Source organism: Aequorivita sp. H23M31, assembly GCF_004022485.1.
GTDB lineage: Bacteria > Bacteroidota > Bacteroidia > Flavobacteriales > Flavobacteriaceae > Aequorivita > Aequorivita ciconiae.
Map to the genome: position 1 here is coordinate 1,933,919 of NZ_CP034951.1, position 18,949 is coordinate 1,952,867.

An 18,949-nucleotide genomic window follows, 5' to 3' on the forward strand; every position below is an offset into this window, starting at 1 on the left:
TTAAAAGATTAATTTTTAGGCGGAATAATAAAATATTATTTGTTGAAAAATTTGAAAACTTATTCTCTTCACTATCTTCAGACTATGACTTCGGATTTACTATATACTGAATACTGATTACCGACCACTGACTACTGACCAATTATTTCGGTCGTACGGCCAGCACTACTTTATATTTGTTCTTATTGGCGATATCCATAACAAAGACAGCATCTTCAATCGGCACACCTTCTTCTGCCCTAAGAATTATGGTAGGCTCATTTTGACCTGCCAAAATCTTCTGTAGCTCCTTTTCAATGCTATATTCGCTCACCCGTTCATTATCTACGTAAAACGCTCGATCTTTTGTTATACTTACCGAGGCTTTTTGTACGTTCGAAGTTTTCCCCGATGCCTTTGGAAGAATTAAATCCAACGCATTTGGAGTTATTGCGGGAGAAGTAAGCAAGAAAAACACCAATAACAAGAACACAATATCCGTCATGGAACTCATGCTGAACTCGGCACTAATTTTATTTCGTCCTCTTAAATTCATTAACTAGGCTCGTTTAACATGTCTAGAAAATCAACCGCTGTAGCTTCCATTTGGTGCACTACTTTATCTGTGCGCACCACTAAATGGTTATAACCCATATAAGCGATAATACCAACAATCAATCCCGCGACGGTAGTTGTCATTGCTGTGTAAATACCTTCGGCTAGACCACCCATTTCGGCTTGACCACTACTTGTTGCAAGCTCATGGAATGCCAATACCATACCAATTACAGTTCCCAAGAAACCAATCATCGGTGCGGCCCCAGCGATCGTGGCGAGTACACTCACGTTTTTTTCCAAATTATAAACCTCCAAACGTCCTGCATTCTCGATGGCGGTGTTAATATCCTCCAGCGGACTGCCAATTCGGGACAATCCTTTTTCAGTTAAATGTGAAACAGGGGTATTATTTTGGGCGCAAAGTAATTTGGCACCTTGAATATTTCCTTTAGCAACGTGGTCATGGATCTGTTTCATAAAATTAACATCCATCTTACTCGCAGCCTTTATGGCAAAAAGCCTTTCAAAATAAATATATAAAGTAACGCCCAATAATATAAAAAGAACTCCGATTATTATTTGACCGGCAATACCTCCAGTCATAAGAAGATCCATAATGGAAAGTGTTTTTTCTTCGGCAACGGGTTCAAGGTTTTGTGCTACCTCAGCACCTTCCTGAATTAAGAAGTTTAGCATAAATATGTTTTGGTTTTAGTGGATAACGAGAATAGGTACCGGAAATTGTTAGGTGTGATGAAATAAAACTCTTTCAAAAAGCAGAAAAACACCCGCTCCAGTAATAAAGCCGATAAAAGCCAACCAACTTATCTTTTTGAGATACCAAATAAAATCGATCCGCTCCATACCCATCGCCGCAACACCGGCAGCCGAGCCTATTATAAGCATACTTCCACCAGTTCCCGCAGCATAAGCAATAAAGTGCCATAACACAGAATCGATTGGCAAATCGTACATTCCCATAGAAGCGGCCACCAATGGAACGTTATCAATTATGGCGGAAAGCACTCCTAAGAGAAGAATTACTATATCCTGATTTGGAATAGCTCCCTGCAACACTTCTGCCATATAACGAAGGGTTCCTACCTGCTCGCCATTGATTGTTCCATACACCAAAGCCTCCAATCCCGCAACAGCCATCAAAATTCCCAAGAAAAACAGGATACTTGAAATTTCAATTCGCGATAAAGCTCTTTGGGTAGAATACAGAGCTCTTTTTTTATTGTCAAAATCCTCTTCGGGATGGATATATTCAGACACCAGCCAAACAACTCCAAGTGCAAGCATCATCCCCATATATGGAGGTAGATGCGTAAGCGCTTTAAATACAGGAACGGAAATTATCATTCCCAACCCTAAAAACAACATGGTTCTACTGCTTAACAGTTTAGCATCTTCACTTTCCTCTAGGGCCGGGGTTTCAATTGTTCCTCGGAAAACTGGCAAATAGCTAGCTATTAAAAACGGAATTGCAAAAGAGACGATTGATGGAAGAACTACAAATTCGATAAGACCTGCTGCTGTAATTTTTTTGGCAATCCATAACATCGTGGTCGTTACATCCCCAATAGGAGACCAAGCCCCACCAGCATTTGCAGCAATAACTATAAGAGCGGCATACCACAGTCTATCTTCTCTTTTATGTACAAGTTTTCTAAGTAGCGTGATGAGAACAATGGTTGCAGTAAGGTTATCGATAACCGCTGATAGGAAGAAGGCAATAATACCTATTATCCATAATAATTTCCGCTTACTCTTGGTGTGTACAGCACTTTTAAGCACTTCAAATCCTTGATGAAGATCGATTATTTCAACAATAGTCATTGCTCCAATAAGGAAAATCAATATCTCACAGGTTTTTCCGAGATGGTGGAGCAAGGTTCCTTCAAAACCATCCATTGCAGCTTCACCACCAGAAAGGAAATTAAATGTTTGTCCTTCACCGTTAACCACGTCAAACCAGCCACTTGTAAAACCAATTGCCAAAACAGCCCAGATAAGGGAGGCCATAATAAGAGCTGGAACGGTTTTGTCCAACTTTAACGGATGTTCCAACGTAATGGACAAATACCCGATTACAAAAATTATAATAATGATTGATGTCATTTGCTCCTATTTTAAATTATATCAATTGTTTCAGCGCAATCTCAAAGGCGGTTTTGCTGACATTTGCTTTGCTATTATTGGCAATAAAAACATTTTGGATTGCACGTTTAATGGTCATAGAAGCATCATTAAAAACCGCTTCGTCGGACAATTCAACCTTGCCTTCCATTAAATAGGCAAAAACCCTTGCCATCCCACAATTACTAATAAAATCGGGAATTAAGCTAAGGTGCTCATCGGTATATTCCATTATAGGTCCGAAGAAGATTTCCTTATCGGCGAAAGGTACGTTGGCACCGCAGCTAATTACCTCTAATCCCTTTTCAATCATTTGCGAGACCTGATCTTTTGTAACAATCCGAGATGCTGCGCACGGTGCAAAAATTTCGGCATTGAGCTTCCAAATTTGCTCATTTATTTCATCAAATGGAATCATGTTGTCGGCAACTAAGGTGTTTCCATCTTTGTTCACAAAAAGTTGTTTGATTTCTCCGAAAGAAAAACCATCCTGATTGATAATCCCACCATCACGGTCAATTATTCCAACGATTTTAGCTCCCATTTGGGATAGATAATAAGCGGCAGCAGAACCAACATTGCCAAAACCTTGGATGATGGCTCGCTTACCTTTAACGCTTCCTCCGTAAATATTGTAATAGTGTTTTACCGCTTCAGCTACACCAAAACCAGTAATCATATCGGCTACTTTATAACCACCGGAAACATCAGGAGAGTATTTAGGATTCTCAACAGTTTTGCCAACACCATTCCTCAATTGGCTTATACGATTTATTTTATCTTCTTCGGATGGATTAAAATGACCGTTAAAAACTCCTTCCTGAGGATGTCCGATTCCGTTCTGTTCCAAAAAGGGAATGACTTCAAGTCTCTGATCAACGTTCATATCGCCACCCGTACCATAATATGCTTTTAACAAAGGAGACACAGCTTTAAACCAACGTTCTAAAACTCCCTTTTTTCGAGGATCGAAAGGATCGAAATTAATTCCGCTTTTTGCGCCGCCAATTGGAGGACCTGCAACGGTGAATTTTACCTCCATTGTTTTTGCCAGTGATAGAACTTCATTCATATCCAGACCTTTTCGCATTCGGGTTCCACCGCCGGCTGCTCCGCCTCTAAGTGAATTAATAACAGTCCAACCCTCGGCTTCGGTTTCAGGATCGTTCCAATGGAAAATTATTTCAGGCTCTTTCTCTTCGTACTTTTTGAGTAAATCTTTCATTAAGGTAGACAGGTTAATCGCTGGTTGGCAAAGACCAATAAAGATTGGGGAATTCTTGCCCGAAGGCTATAAATTTTCCAGACAAATATAAAAAACTTAGTAGGTGTTTGACTTTATTTCGAAGAAAAATTATGGCGTGAAAACCTGACCACTTGAATGGTCATTTTTTGCCCCTGTAACACTTGATAAACAGTTTACTTCACCTCGAAGTTTTAATACCCCTAAGAGCCCAAAAATCAGCGCTTCTTTGTACTCAACTATTTCTTGAGAAGGAATACAAATCTCAATTGAACTAAAATCCTTCAACCTTTCTATTAAAAAAGTATTATGCGCTCCACCACCAGTAATCAAAATCGATGCATTAGATGAAAATTGATTTGCCAACTGTATTGCAATATGCTCCGTAAAAGTGCGAAGCACATCTTCCGGAAAAATATCAATGAGTTCCAGAAGAGGAAATATATTTTCATTAACCCATTCCAAACCAAGGGATTTAGGAGGTTTTTCTGAATAAAAAGGAAGCGAATTCAATTTCTGAAGTAATACCGAATTTATTTTTCCTTCCCGAGCCATATTGCCACCTTCATCGAAATCAAATCCCATTTTTTCGGCATAACGGTTTAATACAATATTTACTGGGCATATATCGTAAGCAATTCGGTTACCGTTTATTTCTGAAGAAACATTGGCAAATCCTCCTAGATTCAAACAATAATCATATTCTGAAAAAAGCAGCCTATCTCCGATAGGAACAAGCGGCGCACCCTGGCCTCCCAGCTCCACATCCTGAACTCTAAAATCGCAAACCACCGTTTGCCCCACCATTTTTGCAAGTTTCGGCAAATTCCCGATCTGTAAGGTAAATCCCTTTTCCGGTCGATGTAGAATGGTATGGCCATGGCTACAAATAGCGTCGATTTCCTGAATATTGTTCCTTTGAATAAAACCTAAGATATCCTCCGAAAGTTTTTCGGTATATTTAAAATCGAGCCTTTCCAATTGTTCTCGAGAATACTCAATAGGATCCTGAAGTTCCTTTTTCCAAAAAGAGGAATAAGGAATAGTTTCCGCTTTAAGAATCTTAAAACTCCAACTATTTTCCACATCTTCCGGATTCTCAATGACGCGAAATTCCATTTCCGCCAAATCAATTCCGTCTAGGGAGGTGCCACTCATTACCCCGATTATATGATAACTCTCTTTTTTCAAAATTTTTATTAAGTTAGGAATTTAAAGATACGAAGGATGTTCAGTAAAAAAATCAAAAATATAATTTTCAAATGCCAAATAAATCTAAAAGATGATCCGTCACATAAATCAGATTAAATTTGATACTTCGTCCCATAAGGAAATAACTTTCTTATGAAAATATGTTCATAATTGTTATGCATTTCCTTTATTTGGAATTGGTTTTCTTTCGAATTTGCTTTTTATAAGTACCTTTGCACTTTCTCAATAAAAACACAATTATTTCTTATAAAAAGCCTATGGATTTCAGTTTATCCGAAGAACAGAAAATGATACGCGACGCCGCTCGCGATTTTGCACGTACCGAATTGCTTCCAGGAGTTATTGAGCGCGACAACCACCAAAAATTTCCTACAGAACAAGTCAAGAAAATGGGTGAACTCGGTTTCTTGGGTATGATGGTGGATCCAAAATACGGTGGAGGGGGTATGGACACTGTATCCTACGTTTTGGTAATGGAAGAATTGAGCAAGATCGACGCTTCTTGTTCTGTGATTGTATCGGTTAACAATTCCCTAGTTTGTTACGGCCTTGAAGCTTATGGTTCTGAAGAACAAAAGCAAAAATACTTGACAAAACTAGCTACTGGAGAAAAGCTGGGCGCATTTTGTCTTAGCGAGCCAGAAGCTGGTAGTGACGCCACTTCGCAACGGACTACCGCTATAGAAGACGGCGATGATTACATTCTAAACGGAACAAAAAACTGGATTACCAACGGTGGTACAGCTGACTATTATTTAGTGATTGCCCAGACCCATAAAGAAAAAAAACATAAAGGAATCAATGCCTTTATAGTTGAAAAAGGCTGGGAAGGCTTTGAGATCGGTCCAAAAGAAGACAAATTGGGAATCCGTGGTAGCGATACCCATTCCTTAGTTTTTAACGATGTAAGAGTCCCCAAAGCTAACAGAATTGGTGAAGATGGATTTGGATTTACTTTTGCTATGAAAACTCTTTCCGGTGGCCGTATCGGAATCGCTGCACAAGCTTTGGGAATTGCTGGAGGAGCTTACGATTTGGCTCGTGAATATTCCAAAGTAAGAAAAGCCTTTGGAACCGAAATCTGCAATCACCAAGCTATCGCTTTTAAACTTGCGGATATGCATACAAGTATTGAGGCTGCCCGACTTCTTGTTTTAAAAGCGGCTTGGGACAAAGACCAAGGCAACAATTACGATATGAGCGGCGCAATGGCAAAACTTTATGCCAGCCAAGTAGCGATGGATGTGACGGTGGAAGCGGTACAGGTTCATGGCGGAAATGGTTATGTAAAAGAATATCACGTTGAGCGATTGATGCGCGATGCAAAAATTACACAGATATACGAAGGAACTTCAGAAATACAGAAAATCGTTATTTCTAGAGGGCTTTTGAAGGACTAGAGTCTCGGTAAGATTCTTATCCGCGAAAAGCGCATAAGAATCACCTGATTACCTTTGATCCTTTATTTCATTATTTTGAACCGTCCCAAAAATCAACTATAGGTTTTTGGGACGGTTTTTTTCTTTAAGATTTGTTGGCAAGAGAGATTTTTTCATTTTCAGCGATTAAAAGATGCCAAGCATTAAAAACCCATTGGTTTCTTAACTGAGTCTCTCTCTAAAGATTTATAAGGATTTCAGAGTTCAAAAAATAAAGTAATAAAACAAAACCTTTCGTCCTTTCTTCCCTAATAGTAAATCAAGACCACCCTGTATATTTACAAAAAGAAATTCCAAACAATCCCAAATCGCAGTACATTGTCTCGATACGGATATCCTGGAGCGGCGAAGTATTCGTTTTTATTGGCGAAAAGCGCGGTGAAGTTTTCGTAGATAAAGTAGATTCGGGTCTGCCTTATTTTTGCATTAAAGAAAAGATCCACAAGTGGAAAGCCTCCCAATTCCTGGTCATTCTGAACATAAAACTCCGCCAAAACAGGGTCATAGGCATTCATATTGTACTTCGTAAAATATTGAAAGGTAACTCCGGTCTGTAAAAATAACGCTCTTTTAAACAAGTGATTTTGGTAGTAAAAAGAATTTCTCGTTATAAATTGCGGAACGTTAAAAACATTTTCTCCACTTAAAACCTGTTGGTACATAACTGTATTTTCCAAGGCAAATTGACCAAAAGTGAATTCTTTTTCGGCTTTTATTTTTAAATAATCCACTCGTTCAGAAGCTTGCATAGGCGTTGGTGTGCTGTCATTAACCTTTATTCCGAAGTAGGTATAATCATCAATTCCAGTATAACTTACCAAGGCATTTCCAAATTTCTTGGTTAGGATCTCAAACTTTAATTCCTGGGTCTTTACATTGTTCAGGTTAGTCTTCCAATTGTAATTTTTGTAATCACTTTGGTATAACTGGAAGTTGAAATTTGGCGCTACGGAATGAATGGTTATAGAGGCTTTAGCACTGTAATCATCTTTTAATTTAAAGGAGGCCGCTCCCTGAAGGTAATTGCCATCAACCCCAAAAGTTTTCGAGGCCCCAGCCACATTGATAGCTCCTTTTCCCGAAAGCTCAAACCCTCGATATCTTTTTTGGTATGCTGCACCGGCTTCTATCATATTTCCTTTTATAAGGTTTGGAATAGTACCGTTGTCCAAAATCAAAACCGACTTATAACCATAATTTAAATCGGTATAACCTGCCCAAGCGGTAATTTTCCCTAGCAGTGAATTATCGTAATCCACAAAGCCCTTAACATTGAAATTATCCAGTTTTGTCCTAGTGGATAAATTTGAAGTCACATAAGAAGGCCCATAAGGAGCAAAAGGTTTGTCCTGGTCGTATCTAAAAAACTTGTGCTCATACGAAATGGAATTCCCAACCGTTAAGATTGAATGTCCCAAACTATCGCGGTCGCTTAGCAGTTCATAATAATGATCACCGTAAAATCGAAGCCCTTCCAACTTATTTGCAGCGTCTTCGAACTTAACATCCAACCTTCCCCTATCCTTGAATTCGGGATCGTCATTTATAAATAGCCTTAAGGAAGAATCCTTTAATCCACCATTTTCCTGATTCATAATATCCTGAGCTGCCACGTGTCCTCTTGCCGCATAACGCTCACTCTTATTATGATAATTTGCCGTAAATAGAAAATTTCCCGTACTAGTAAGAATGTGCTGATATTTACCCAAGGAACGTACTCCCTTATAGCTTATAGAAAAATTGAATTGGGGAGAGGTATTTACGGTAAAAAAAGCTTCTAATTGCTGCCCTTGGGCATACGCCGTTTTAAAATAAAGATCGGTAAAAGGCGTGGGTACGTGGTAGTAATTTACATCCTCAATTTCTTTATAATTGAAATGGTGGGACTGGGCGGCAAAAAGCGGCTTTAAATTCAGTCGATCAAAAGAATAGGTGAGAGAATTATAAGTTTCACCAACGTTTGAGAATTGAAGAAGTCCAAAATTATCTCTTCTCAAATAATTGAAGTTATATTTTTTCTGAATTGAGAGCGTGGTATCTACGAAGGTAGTATCACGAGCGTAGGAAATTATTTTGTAGTCCTCAATAGGTGGCTTTTTCTTTTTTGGTCTTGAAGCCTCGCGAGGAGTTTGTGAAAACACAGTTGCCGTGACCAACATAACCAATAAGAGCAAAAGTGTGTTCTTCATATTAAAATATAGCTTGGCAAAGATAATTTTTTTTTGGGGCTTCGGTACAAATTTCAGAAATGCTTCGCGCACAGAAAGTCACTCAGCCACAATGGGATTTTTGGATTTACGATTTACGACTTAACATTTATGATATGTTTCGTTAAATTTAATTCCGGAATTTTATCTAAAAAAAACTTAAAGGTTTAAAAGAACGCTAAATAAGCAATAACATTCAAGGCTTTAAAATGCGCTAAGGTTAATTATGAAATTTATTCACTCTAATTGTCATTTTATTGAGAGTTTTGCGTAAATATGTTGAAGCTAAAAATAAATAAGAAACTTCTTGAATGCGGAACAGACGAGGCGGGCCGGGGCTGTTTGGCTGGACCCGTAACTGCAGCAGCCGTAATACTTCCGAATAACTTTAGACATCCATTTTTAACCGACAGCAAACAACTGTCTGCCCAAAAACGTGAGGAACTTCGTGAAATTATTGAAAGAAAAGCAATTTGTTTTAGTGTAGTACACGTAATGATGGATGAGATAGACGCCATTAACATCTTGAATGCCTCCATTTTAGGAATGCATCGCGCCATAGAAAATCTTTCACATTATCCCGAATTTATTGCCATAGATGGCAACCGATTTAAACCGTTTCAACAGATACCTTACGAATGCGTAGTAAAAGGTGACGGTAAATATCTACATATCGCCGCGGCTTCCATTTTGGCAAAGACATATCGCGATGAATATATGGCCGGCCTCCACAAGCATTATCCCAACTATAACTGGAAACAAAATAAAGGCTATCCTACCTTGGAACACCGTGAGGCCATCCGCGCTTATGGAAGTACAATCTTTCATCGTAAAAGCTTTAGGTTACTTCCGGAAATAGAAGAAATAGAAATTTGAAAGCTCTCCTGCCAAACAAATTTTACCACCCTTCTGCATAACTAAAAGGGTTTATTTAAAGGTATTATATAATATCAAAATTATTGGAAGATTTTGTGTTGAATCATTGCTGTCCGATTGAAATTTAGACGGGATTATAGACATAAGACCAATAATGGTTTTCCAGCATTTTTAGGATTTATGATCCTCAATATTTATTTATTAAAAAACTGCCTCATAAAGAATAAGGAAAATTTATGAACAAAAGTTTGTTTAGATCATAGGATACGCAGCGGCTTGCCCGAAAGTGCCTTTTCGGTACGGGCGGGTCTTGTTTCTTTTCCCTACGATACAGATTTTAAAAATAATCGATTAAAAAACTGTTGAAAACCCGTCAATAAACAATTTGGAATCGGTATGTAACCAACTGTAATCGTTGCTATCTTTGTGGCCATGGAGAAATTTTTTGGGAAATCACTTTTGCTTTTACTTCTTATTTCACTTTGGGGTTGTAAAGAGACACCTCAAAAAACGGGAACTTTAATGGATTTTGTTCCAGAAAATGCTTCCGTAATTCTAAAAATTACAAACTGGGAGGGATTACAGGCAGATATTGAAAACAATTCGTTGCTTTCCAAATTCGACAAGACAATTCCTTATCTATTCCTTTCAAAACAAGCTCCTCTGCTTAAATACCTCCATCCTGATTCACAAAGCCTTTTATGCGTTAACACCCTAAACGATTCGCTTTCGGCATATACTTTTATAGCAAGGCAAACCTCAAACCTTTTTCATCCAGATTCCATTCAAGATAAAATAGTTGAAACCTTAAAAATAGATGATCACACTTTTCAACGGATTACATTAGGTGAGAAAATAGCTTTTACCACCATTGTTGATAGCGTATTTGTAACTTCTTCTTCACAGCAGATTTTAATGAACATCTTAAAAGGCCGAACAGAAAGAGAAGCCACCTTTAAAAAAGTTTTCGAATTACCAACCTCGGGAGAGTTAACTGCTATACTTCGCGGAAATAAAATATTTCTTACGGATTCCTCTGGGGTAGATTTCACTTCTTGGACGGCAGTCGACGTTTCTATTGCCCCAGAATCTTTTAAAGCTACGGGGATTACATTGGCAACAGATACCATTCCTCAATTGCTAAATATTTTTGATGGGCAGGTTCCACAACAAAATGATCTCGCAGATTTGGTGCCGATAGATGCTCTGGGTGCCATGAGCTTTACTTTTGACGATGCGGAACAACTCCAATCACAACTTAGAACCTTTCGGGGAGAAACGGAAGCAGTAAAAACTACGGGGATTTTTGGTTCAATTAGTGAAGTAGGCACCATAGATACGAAGGGTGAAACCGCTCTTTTTATAAAAAGTATCGATGCCGCCTTAACCAGCGATGCCTTAGCGAGATTTGTTACGACAGAAAATTCATTTAGGGAAATAGAAATCAAGAGTTTCAGCGAGCCTGAATTGTTTCAGAAGACATTTTACCCATTGATAAATGCGCAAAAAGCAAACTATGTCTTTCAACTGGATAATTTCTTTGTTTTCACAGAAAGCGAAGTTTCCGCTCAAGGATTGATCGCTTCTTACCAAAACGCTACAACCCTTAAAAATACTTCTTATTTTAAAAAGACTGCGCAGGATTTAAGTTCCTCGTCTTCTTTACTCATATTTAAAATGCAGGGAGATTTTTCCGAATCTCTTTCTGGATTTTTCAATCTAAATTTCCAAAAAAGCTCTAAGGGCATCTCCCTCAAGGAATTCCCCTTGGCAGCGTTACAGTTTAGTGTGGATAGAAACTTTGCCCACGTTACTTTAAGTTGTAGGGAAGAGGGAAGTGCCGAGATCAAAAATGTCGCCAGCACAGTTTTGGAAAAATTTAATGTGAATTTGGAGAATCCGGTTTTGGGGATTCCCCAAATAATTGGTGATAATGGAAATGTGGTGGTGCAGGATGTTGGGAATAAGTTGTATTATCTATCTGAAAACGGAAAAACCCTTTGGTCTAAAAATCTTGGATCGCCAATTTTAGGAAAAATAGAAGAGGTAGATATTTATGGAAAAGGGAATAAGCAAATGGCTTTTGCAACAAAAAACGCCCTCTATGTTTTAGATAGAAACGGAAAGGATGCAAATCAATTTCCTTTAAAATTTAAGGACGAAATTACCCAACCTCTTTCAGTATTTGATTATGACAATAACCGTAAATATCGTTTTATGGTCGTACAGGGGAAGGATGTCCTGCTTTATGATAAAGACGGCAAAACGGTAAAAGGTTTTGCCTTTACAAAAGCAAAAAGCAACATCGTGCAATCTCCAGAGCATATACGGATTGGCAAGAAAGATTATATTGTTATACCTGAGGAAAATGGCACTTTAAACATACTTAGCCGAGTTGGAAAACCTCGAATTTCTGTGGCGAAGAAATTCCATTTTTCCGAAATCCCAATAAGCGTGGAAGATAATACTTTTGTAGTAATAAGTGCAGAGAATACGAAGGAACGCATTTCTGAAGATGGAAAAGTGACTTCCCAAAACCTAAAGGTAGGAGCTAGTTATTGGTTTGCAATCAACCGTAATACCAAAGCAACTTTGGACAATAATCTTTTGCGCATTGATGGAAAATTGGTCGAACTGCCTGTTGGCCTTTACAGCAGACCCCACCTTTTCGATATACATAATAAGACCTATATCACTATTACTGAAATCCAGGAAAGAAAGGTATATGTATTCGATTCCAATGCAGATCCCTTAAATGGATTTCCTATATATGGAACTTCTGAAGCTTCTCTTGGTAAAAATGAAACGAAAAATGGAATCCGCCTTTCGGTAAAAGGCGATTCCAAGGGAGTTATTGTTTATGATATAGATTGATCCATTGAGATATACCCATTAAACTATCCGCTTAATTCCTTGGGAAAAACACAATAGTTTTTAAAACCAAGCTAAATTTATTATATTTAGATCCTGAATAGGAAAATATCCATTCAATTTCCCTGGGTTAAAAAACAAGAATGCCAAGGAATCCATCCCTATTATTTCGGTAAAATCCGAAATCCATCCCCAAAAGAAATATAAAATACAAATAGTTGCTTAGAAGACTATGGTATTTACTTAGGACTTAATAGCGTCCTACACTTATGATTACTAATTACTAATCCTAAATAAATTATATTATGAAAATTATTTTCACCCTAATTTTTATCTGTTTTTCCACAGTCTGCAGCGCCCAATTTCTAGATAAACTAGGCAAAAAAGCGGAAAAAGCTGTAGAGCGTAGCATAGAGAGAAGAACTGAAAAGGAAACCCAAAAAAGCACCGATCGCGTGCTGGATTCGGTAGTTGCCGCTCCAAAAAAGAACAAGAAGAAAGCTACGAAAAAAACGAAGGATAAATCATCTGAAAAAAACATTATCGGAACCGATCCGGATGAGGAAGATGAATAAAAACATTTTATTTTCGGAAAATCCTGAAAATTGGAAACTGATAACATTAACTTCTAAAACTAACTAAATATGAAGCACAGAATCACTTATTTAATCTTATTTCTCTGCGTTGCGCCCTGGGCTATTTCGCAAAATGACTGCAGCATGTACTATCCTCTCATTGAAGGGGCCGAATTTCAGATTACCAATTATGACAAAAAGGATAAACCAACCGCGGTTATAGACTATAAAGTTTTGGATGTGAGCAGTACTGGTTCTGAAAAAGTGGGTACCATGCAGGGTACAGTAAAAGATAAAAAAGGAAAGGATTTATCCGAAATGAAATTCAAAGTTACATGCAGGGATAATAAATTATCCGTGGACTTTAATTCTTTATTAAGCCCGGAAATGGTGGATCAATTTAAAAATATGGATTATGATATAACCGGAACAAATCTGGATTGGCCCAACGATATATCAGTTGGACAAACACTTCCAGATGCAAACATGACCATGAAAATATCTATCAGCGGAATGAATATGACTATGTCAATGGATATTTTAAATCGCAAGGTAATCGGCAAAGAAACCGTTACCACTCCCGCTGGAACTTTTGATTGCTATGTGGTAACTTATGACACGGAAGTGGACATGGGAATCCGTCAGAAAACAAGTTCAAAACAGTGGGTAGCAAAAGGGGTCGGAATGGTTAAACAAGAAGATTCCAAAAATGGAAAGATCATGGATACCAGTCTTCTCACAAAGTTTTCCAAATAGTATTCTTTAAAAATAAAATTAGACCGAGGCTGCGACCTCGGTTTTTTTCATTATGGCAGCGTCGAAGAGCACCAAAAAATGGCTTAACAACTTTTCTTTAACCTCATCCTGTGGAATTGAAGGAACTCCCAATTCAACATTGAGCGAGGTAACTGCTTTCCCTTTTATCCCGCAAGGAATCATATTGTCGAAATAGCCCAAATCGGAATTCACATTAAGGGCAAAACCATGCATAGTAACCCACCTGCTCGCCCTTACCCCCATGGCACAAATCTTCCTGGCGAACGGCGTGCCTACATCCAGCCAAACTCCAGTCTCACCCTTACTGCGTTCGGATTTTACACCATATTCTGCAAGAGTTAGGATAACAATTTCCTCAAGTAATCGGAGATATTTGTGAACGTCGGTGAAAAAGTTTTCCAGATCCAAAATGGGATAGCCAACTATTTGTCCGGGACCGTGATAAGTTATATCCCCACCCCGATTGATCTTATAAAACATTGCGCCAATCTCATTTAGTTTTTCTTCAGATATAAGCAGATTTTCAATATGTCCGCTTTTACCAAGAGTATAGACGTGTGGATGCTCAACGAAAAGAAAATAATTAGGAGTAGGTTGTGGAATTAACGCGTTTCGGTTTTTGCTTTTGATATCTATAATCTGCCCAAATAGCAGTTCTTGATAATCCCAGCTCTCTTTATAATCCTTAAGACCTAAATCTTCAATCAAAACAGTTTTATTCACCTTAATTTATTTGATTTTGGGATTTGAAAAAACCTCTTCCCCAGTATGCTTTCATTCGTTCAGTTAAATCAGAATTTATGGAAATGGGCTTCTTCGTCATTAGCTTAAAGGGTAAATTGACTTTTATAGTTCCCAAAAAGCAGAAAATAATATTCAAAGAGGAAACAGTATATAATATAGAAATATTTTAAATCTCTAATTTCGATCGAGAAATTCCAAAAAACTCAAGAAGCAAAATTATCAATAAAATTATTTGAAAGTTGAAATTCACAGGTAATTTCCAAGTTTTTTTCTCGAAAACAGAAAGTTAGGGTCTTAAATATTCCTTAATTTCCTGAAAGGGTGTTATCTTTACGGCTTTCAATTATTAATATAAACTTAAAGAATGAAAACAAGCAACTTAAAATCTCTTCTATTTCTCGCCTTATTAACGGTGGGCTTGGGGATGAACGCACAAAGTTCCCTGTGGCAGAAGGTTTCTACTTCAGAGACCCAGAGCAGGCAATTGGAACTCAGAAATAGTTCACCTCAAGAATTCGATCTTTTTAAACTTAATACTCCCGCCCTTAAAAATCTATTGGCGCAGGCTCCCCAACGATTTAGTGGCAATTCCAATGTAATTATCACTTTACCAACAAACAATGGTGAGTTGCAGCGTTTTAGAGTTTATGAAGCTTCAACTTTTGCTCCAGAACTGCAAGCGCTTCATCCCAATACACGCTCTTATGCAGCAAAGGGTATTGACGATGCTACTGCCACTGCCCGCTTCAGTATTTCCGATTTTGGTGGAGTGAATGTTATGATTAGTTCAGGGAATTACTCCACAATTTATATTGATCCTTATACTCAGGATAAGAACTATTACATTTCTTATAATATAAATAAACTTCCTGCAAACGAAGGAGCTGAATGTTTGGTTGAAAGTGTTGTAGGAGCTGAAATGCCTATGGATTCTCAAAGAAATGCAAATGACGGTAAGCTGCGCACCTACAGATTGGCTCTGGCTTGTACCCATCAATATGCAAATTATCATCTTGGTATTCTAGGAATTCCTTCTACTGCCACAGATGCAGAGAAAAAAGCAGCCGTACTTTCTCAATTTAACGTGGCAATGACACGGGTTAATGGTATTTATGAAAGAGACGCTTCCTTAACTATGGTTCTTGTTCCAAACACGGATCTTCTTATTTGCCTTACCGCCGGCACAGATCCATATACGAACCAAAATGTGCAAGCAATGCTAGGTCAAAATCAAACCCAATGTGATTCGAAAATCGGAGATGCAAACTACGATATAGGGCACGTTTTTGGGACTGGACCTGGAGGAATTGCTAGATTAAAATCTCCTTGTGTAAGCGGAATAAAAGCTATGGGTGCAACCGGTTTACCACAGCCTATAGGAGATAATTTCCATATTGATTTTGTGTCGCACGAAATGGGTCACCAATTCGGCGCAAACCACACCTTTAATAATTCTTGTTCAGGCAATAGAAATGCTGGTACAGCAATGGAAGTTGGTAGTGGAACGACTATTATGGCTTATGCGGGAACTTGTCCTCCAAATGTTGCAATGCACAGTGACGATTACTTTCACGCTATTAGTCTTCAAGAAATATGGAGCAACATAAAATATGGCGTTAGTAGTACGTGCCCGGTTTTAACAGACAATTTTAATACCGCTCCGACTGCCAATGCAGGCGGAAATTATACGGTCCCTAAATCCACACCCTTTGTGTTAACAGGAACAGCTTCTGATGCCGATGGTGATGCACTTACACATTCTTGGGAGCAGATGAATCCACAAATAGCTCCACAACCACCGCTCACTACATCGACGCAGGGACCAACATTTCGTTCCTTACCTCCAAAAAGCAGTCCATCACGCTTTTTCCCATCTATGAATTTTGTACTTACCAATAATATGGGAGGGAATAGCTCTAATCAATGGGAGGTAGTTCCATCGGTTAATAGGGTGATGAATTTTAGATATACTGTTCGCGACAATTCTATTGGAGGAGGAGCAAGCGCCAGTTCCGATATGCGTATAACTACAGTTGGTAGTGCTGGACCTTTCGTTGTAACCTCTCAGGCAACAACCTCTTTTTGGGATACCGGAACAACTCAAACAATTACTTGGGATGTGGCCGGGACCGACGCTGCTCCTATAAATTGTTCTAATGTAGATATATTTTTCTCTACAGATTCCGGACAAACATTCCCAATAACCGTAGCCCTCAACCAGCCAAACACGGGTAGTGCCGTAGTTAACGTTCCTAACCTAAATACAATAAAAGGAAGGCTAATGGTTAAGGCATCAGATAACGTATTTTTTAATGTTAACGGAGCTGCCATTATTGTTCAAGGTACTGTCGGCGTAGAGGATTTCACATTTGAGAATTTCTCTGTTTATCCAAACCCTTCAACTGGTACTTTTAATCTAAGTTTCACTCCAGATTCTGCTGAAAGGATAAATGTTTCTCTTTATGATCTAAGAGGCAGATTGATTAACCAAGTGATTTACAATGATGGATCTACAGGTGTTTTCAACAAGCAATTAGACTATAACTATATTGATACAGGAATGTATTTCTTGGTTGTTAAAAACGGCAACAAATCAGTTACCAAAAAACTGGTCAAGAAGTAGAATTTTAATTCAATCAATTAAAAAAGTCGGCATCCAAAATCTGGATGCCGACTTTTCTATTTAAAAAGCAAATTAAGATACCCGTAAAACCGGGAGATTGTTATTCTTTAAAATTACCTTAATGTAATACTTTCATTAATATGTGTTACAACTTGAGGGGTTTTGTCCATCTTAAAATCTAAGGTGAAGCTAAGACCATTTTCAGTGTTTTGAACAGAGAGTTTACCATCTGATACCATATGATATTCCAGATTTCTATAACCACTTTTTCCGAATAGCATTTTCACATCTGCCAAGCCACCGTTTTGTTTTACCAAATCCTTGGTTTTGGCAGGTAATTCAAATTGGATGGTTTCAGAATAATTTCCATCCGCAGTACCTTCGGGACCAGAGCGGAAATATGTGTATTCTACTACTATGTTATTCCCATCCACTATTTCTGGATATATGGTACGCATAGTCTCATCCTTTCGGATTTCCAATGATTTATCCTTCAAAACTTTTACGCTACACGTGCCATCCGAGGGGCAGCCCTTTCGATCCATATTGCTATTTTTCATAATTGTTTTTTCTGGGGCCGTAACTGTTCCAGTTTGGGTTTTACATGCAGTTGCAATAAATAGGGGAAATAAAAAATAAATTATTTTCATATTCAATATTTTTAAGAGGTTAGTTATTAATTCGTTTTTGAGTATTAATTTAAAAATGGAATCACAATTGTCTTCAGTAATCAAAATCCGCTCCAAACGCAATTACTTTTCCAGTTCCACTTCTAGATCCAACAAATCTGGATTTTTAAAGTAATCTATAAAAGATTTCTTTAAGGTTAAACCTTTCTTATCATTTGAAAGAGTAGCCTCGGGATCTGAAACCTTCTTTATAGGTCTAGGAAATTTGTAACTCAAAGTGTAAAAAACTCCGCCCAAAAAAGCTTCAGATTGTTTCAAACTATCCACCTCTTTTTGATGACGAGTCTTATCTTTAATATAGGCATCTCTTTTAAACACCCCTTTATCAAATGAATATCGTACTCCAATAATATCAGGAGAATCCGGTTCATCTTTCTTTTGATTTTGGTCCATTCCAGGAACAAAATTTCCAGCCTGATTTAGTGCATTCATTAAATCATCAACCTCTTCTATTGACTTGAAAGTCGTGGCAATATCATATTCCATTTCCGAAGCTTCCGTATTTATTTTAAGATGAATATTAAAATTCTCCAATTTTTTCAATTTCATCTGTTCCCCTTTAGGAAGGGTTGCAATACTGTCCTTCTTTTCTTCAAGAAATTGTTTCATATAAATAATGGTATCCATCTTCGTCACAACAGAATCTCCGCCCATGGCTCCAAAAGCCATCATTTCATTCAAATTTACTTCTACGGAAATAGTTCCACTTCCATCTTCATTTAGAACCAAGCTTTCAGTAAATTGGCAACTTGCCAAAAAAAGAGAGAGGATTGCCAGTAAGAATAATTTTTGAAACATTATATCATTTTTTAGGATTATTGAGAATAATAAGAGCAGCAATAACACCGGGAACCCATCCGCACAGCGTAAGTATGCAAACTATTATAATAGAACCACACCCTCGATCCATTACGGCCAAAGGCGGAAGTACAACGGATAATAGAACCCTCCAAATACTCATACATAACAAATCTACAATTATTATTTTTATGATGGCTATAGCAGTGGGTTTCT

General features: G+C 37.9%; 16 protein-coding genes. 6 read left to right on the forward strand and 10 right to left on the reverse strand.

Annotated elements, in window-relative coordinates; translation table 11 throughout:
* Positions 1-142 precede the first annotated feature (142 nt).
* The 5 genes from EI546_RS08495 to EI546_RS08515 all read right to left on the reverse strand — a co-directional run bounded on the left by EI546_RS08495 (position 143) and on the right by EI546_RS08515 (position 5,113).
* Positions 143-535: an ExbD/TolR family protein gene (locus EI546_RS08495; protein WP_128250136.1), complete on the reverse strand. Its 393-nt coding sequence runs from the start codon at positions 533-535 to the stop codon at positions 143-145.
* Complete coding sequence (locus EI546_RS08500; RefSeq protein WP_128250137.1) at positions 535-1,233, reverse strand: MotA/TolQ/ExbB proton channel family protein; 699 nt, start codon at positions 1,231-1,233, stop codon at positions 535-537. Before EI546_RS08500 ends, EI546_RS08495 begins: the two co-directional genes overlap by 1 nt.
* 48 nt (positions 1,234-1,281) lie before the next feature.
* Positions 1,282-2,661, reverse strand: a complete 1,380-nt coding sequence (gene nhaD, locus EI546_RS08505) for a sodium:proton antiporter NhaD (RefSeq protein ID WP_128250138.1) — start codon at positions 2,659-2,661, stop codon at positions 1,282-1,284.
* 16 nt (positions 2,662-2,677) lie between these two features.
* Positions 2,678-3,904 carry a Glu/Leu/Phe/Val dehydrogenase dimerization domain-containing protein gene (locus EI546_RS08510; RefSeq protein WP_128250139.1) on the reverse strand — a complete coding sequence of 409 codons (1,227 nt, stop codon included), beginning with the start codon at positions 3,902-3,904 and terminating at the stop codon, positions 2,678-2,680.
* Between the two features lie 129 nt (positions 3,905-4,033).
* Positions 4,034-5,113, reverse strand: a complete 1,080-nt coding sequence (locus tag EI546_RS08515) for an anhydro-N-acetylmuramic acid kinase (RefSeq protein ID WP_128250140.1) — start codon at positions 5,111-5,113, stop codon at positions 4,034-4,036.
* A 278-nt stretch (positions 5,114-5,391) separates the two neighbouring features.
* On the opposite strand from EI546_RS08515, the gene EI546_RS08520 reads away from it, so the two are divergent.
* Complete coding sequence (locus EI546_RS08520) at positions 5,392-6,534, forward strand: acyl-CoA dehydrogenase (RefSeq protein ID WP_128250141.1); 1,143 nt, start codon at positions 5,392-5,394, stop codon at positions 6,532-6,534.
* Positions 6,535-6,851: 317 nt separating this feature from the next.
* Here the strand turns inward: EI546_RS08520 and EI546_RS08525 are convergent, their stop codons facing one another.
* Positions 6,852-8,762: a putative porin gene (locus EI546_RS08525; RefSeq protein WP_128250142.1), complete on the reverse strand. Its 1,911-nt coding sequence runs from the start codon at positions 8,760-8,762 to the stop codon at positions 6,852-6,854.
* Positions 8,763-9,056: 294 nt separating this feature from the next.
* Between EI546_RS08525 and EI546_RS08530 the strand changes: the two genes are divergently transcribed.
* The 4 genes from EI546_RS08530 (at position 9,057) to EI546_RS08545 (ending at position 13,858) form a co-directional block, all read left to right on the forward strand.
* On the forward strand, positions 9,057-9,656 hold the full coding sequence (locus EI546_RS08530; protein WP_128250143.1) for a ribonuclease HII: 600 nt from the start codon (positions 9,057-9,059) through the stop codon (positions 9,654-9,656).
* A 432-nt stretch (positions 9,657-10,088) separates the two neighbouring features.
* Positions 10,089-12,530 (forward strand): PQQ-binding-like beta-propeller repeat protein, encoded by a 2,442-nt coding sequence (locus tag EI546_RS08535; RefSeq protein ID WP_128250144.1) that lies wholly within the window; start codon positions 10,089-10,091, stop codon positions 12,528-12,530.
* Between the two features lie 302 nt (positions 12,531-12,832).
* Positions 12,833-13,102: a hypothetical protein gene (locus EI546_RS08540; protein WP_128250145.1), complete on the forward strand. Its 270-nt coding sequence runs from the start codon at positions 12,833-12,835 to the stop codon at positions 13,100-13,102.
* Between the two features lie 69 nt (positions 13,103-13,171).
* Positions 13,172-13,858 carry a TapB family protein gene (locus tag EI546_RS08545; RefSeq protein ID WP_128250146.1) on the forward strand — a complete coding sequence of 229 codons (687 nt, stop codon included), beginning with the start codon at positions 13,172-13,174 and terminating at the stop codon, positions 13,856-13,858.
* Positions 13,859-13,876: 18 nt separating this feature from the next.
* On the opposite strand, the gene lipB is transcribed toward EI546_RS08545, so the two are convergent.
* Positions 13,877-14,602, reverse strand: a complete 726-nt coding sequence (gene lipB, locus EI546_RS08550) for a lipoyl(octanoyl) transferase LipB (protein ID WP_128250147.1) — start codon at positions 14,600-14,602, stop codon at positions 13,877-13,879.
* Between the two features lie 385 nt (positions 14,603-14,987).
* Between lipB and EI546_RS08555 the strand changes: the two genes are divergently transcribed.
* Positions 14,988-17,246 carry a zinc-dependent metalloprotease gene (locus EI546_RS08555; protein WP_128250148.1) on the forward strand — a complete coding sequence of 753 codons (2,259 nt, stop codon included), beginning with the start codon at positions 14,988-14,990 and terminating at the stop codon, positions 17,244-17,246.
* A gap of 113 nt (positions 17,247-17,359) precedes the next feature.
* Here EI546_RS08555 and EI546_RS08560 read toward each other — a convergent pair whose 3' ends face one another.
* From EI546_RS08560 to EI546_RS08570, 3 genes are all read right to left on the reverse strand, one after another.
* Positions 17,360-17,896, reverse strand: coding sequence for a hypothetical protein (locus EI546_RS08560; RefSeq protein WP_128250149.1), 537 nt, complete (start codon positions 17,894-17,896; stop codon positions 17,360-17,362).
* A 102-nt stretch (positions 17,897-17,998) separates the two neighbouring features.
* Entirely contained in the window at positions 17,999-18,733 is a 735-nt protein-coding gene (locus EI546_RS08565; RefSeq protein ID WP_128250150.1) for a hypothetical protein, read from the reverse strand.
* A 4-nt stretch (positions 18,734-18,737) separates the two neighbouring features.
* Positions 18,738-18,896 carry a YqaE/Pmp3 family membrane protein gene (locus tag EI546_RS08570; RefSeq protein ID WP_128250151.1) on the reverse strand — a complete coding sequence of 53 codons (159 nt, stop codon included), beginning with the start codon at positions 18,894-18,896 and terminating at the stop codon, positions 18,738-18,740.
* Positions 18,897-18,949 lie beyond the last annotated feature (53 nt).

What these genes read in the sequence shown, in the direction of transcription:
- EI546_RS08495 (WP_128250136.1), bottom strand. Translation starts at nt 535, where the DNA reads ATGAATTTAAGAGGACGAAATAAAATTAGTGCCGAGTTCAGCATGAGT.
- EI546_RS08500 (WP_128250137.1), bottom strand. Translation starts at nt 1,233, where the DNA reads ATGCTAAACTTCTTAATTCAGGAAGGTGCTGAGGTAGCACAAAACCTT.
- nhaD (WP_128250138.1), bottom strand. Translation starts at nt 2,661, where the DNA reads ATGACATCAATCATTATTATAATTTTTGTAATCGGGTATTTGTCCATT.
- EI546_RS08510 (WP_128250139.1), bottom strand. Translation starts at nt 3,904, where the DNA reads ATGAAAGATTTACTCAAAAAGTACGAAGAGAAAGAGCCTGAAATAATT.
- EI546_RS08520 (WP_128250141.1), top strand. Translation starts at nt 5,392, where the DNA reads ATGGATTTCAGTTTATCCGAAGAACAGAAAATGATACGCGACGCCGCT.
- EI546_RS08525 (WP_128250142.1), bottom strand. Translation starts at nt 8,762, where the DNA reads ATGAAGAACACACTTTTGCTCTTATTGGTTATGTTGGTCACGGCAACT.
- EI546_RS08530 (WP_128250143.1), top strand. Translation starts at nt 9,057, where the DNA reads ATGTTGAAGCTAAAAATAAATAAGAAACTTCTTGAATGCGGAACAGAC.
- EI546_RS08535 (WP_128250144.1), top strand. Translation starts at nt 10,089, where the DNA reads ATGGAGAAATTTTTTGGGAAATCACTTTTGCTTTTACTTCTTATTTCA.
- EI546_RS08540 (WP_128250145.1), top strand. Translation starts at nt 12,833, where the DNA reads ATGAAAATTATTTTCACCCTAATTTTTATCTGTTTTTCCACAGTCTGC.
- EI546_RS08545 (WP_128250146.1), top strand. Translation starts at nt 13,172, where the DNA reads ATGAAGCACAGAATCACTTATTTAATCTTATTTCTCTGCGTTGCGCCC.
- EI546_RS08555 (WP_128250148.1), top strand. Translation starts at nt 14,988, where the DNA reads ATGAAAACAAGCAACTTAAAATCTCTTCTATTTCTCGCCTTATTAACG.
- EI546_RS08560 (WP_128250149.1), bottom strand. Translation starts at nt 17,896, where the DNA reads ATGAAAATAATTTATTTTTTATTTCCCCTATTTATTGCAACTGCATGT.
- EI546_RS08565 (WP_128250150.1), bottom strand. Translation starts at nt 18,733, where the DNA reads ATGTTTCAAAAATTATTCTTACTGGCAATCCTCTCTCTTTTTTTGGCA.
- EI546_RS08570 (WP_128250151.1), bottom strand. Translation starts at nt 18,896, where the DNA reads ATGAGTATTTGGAGGGTTCTATTATCCGTTGTACTTCCGCCTTTGGCC.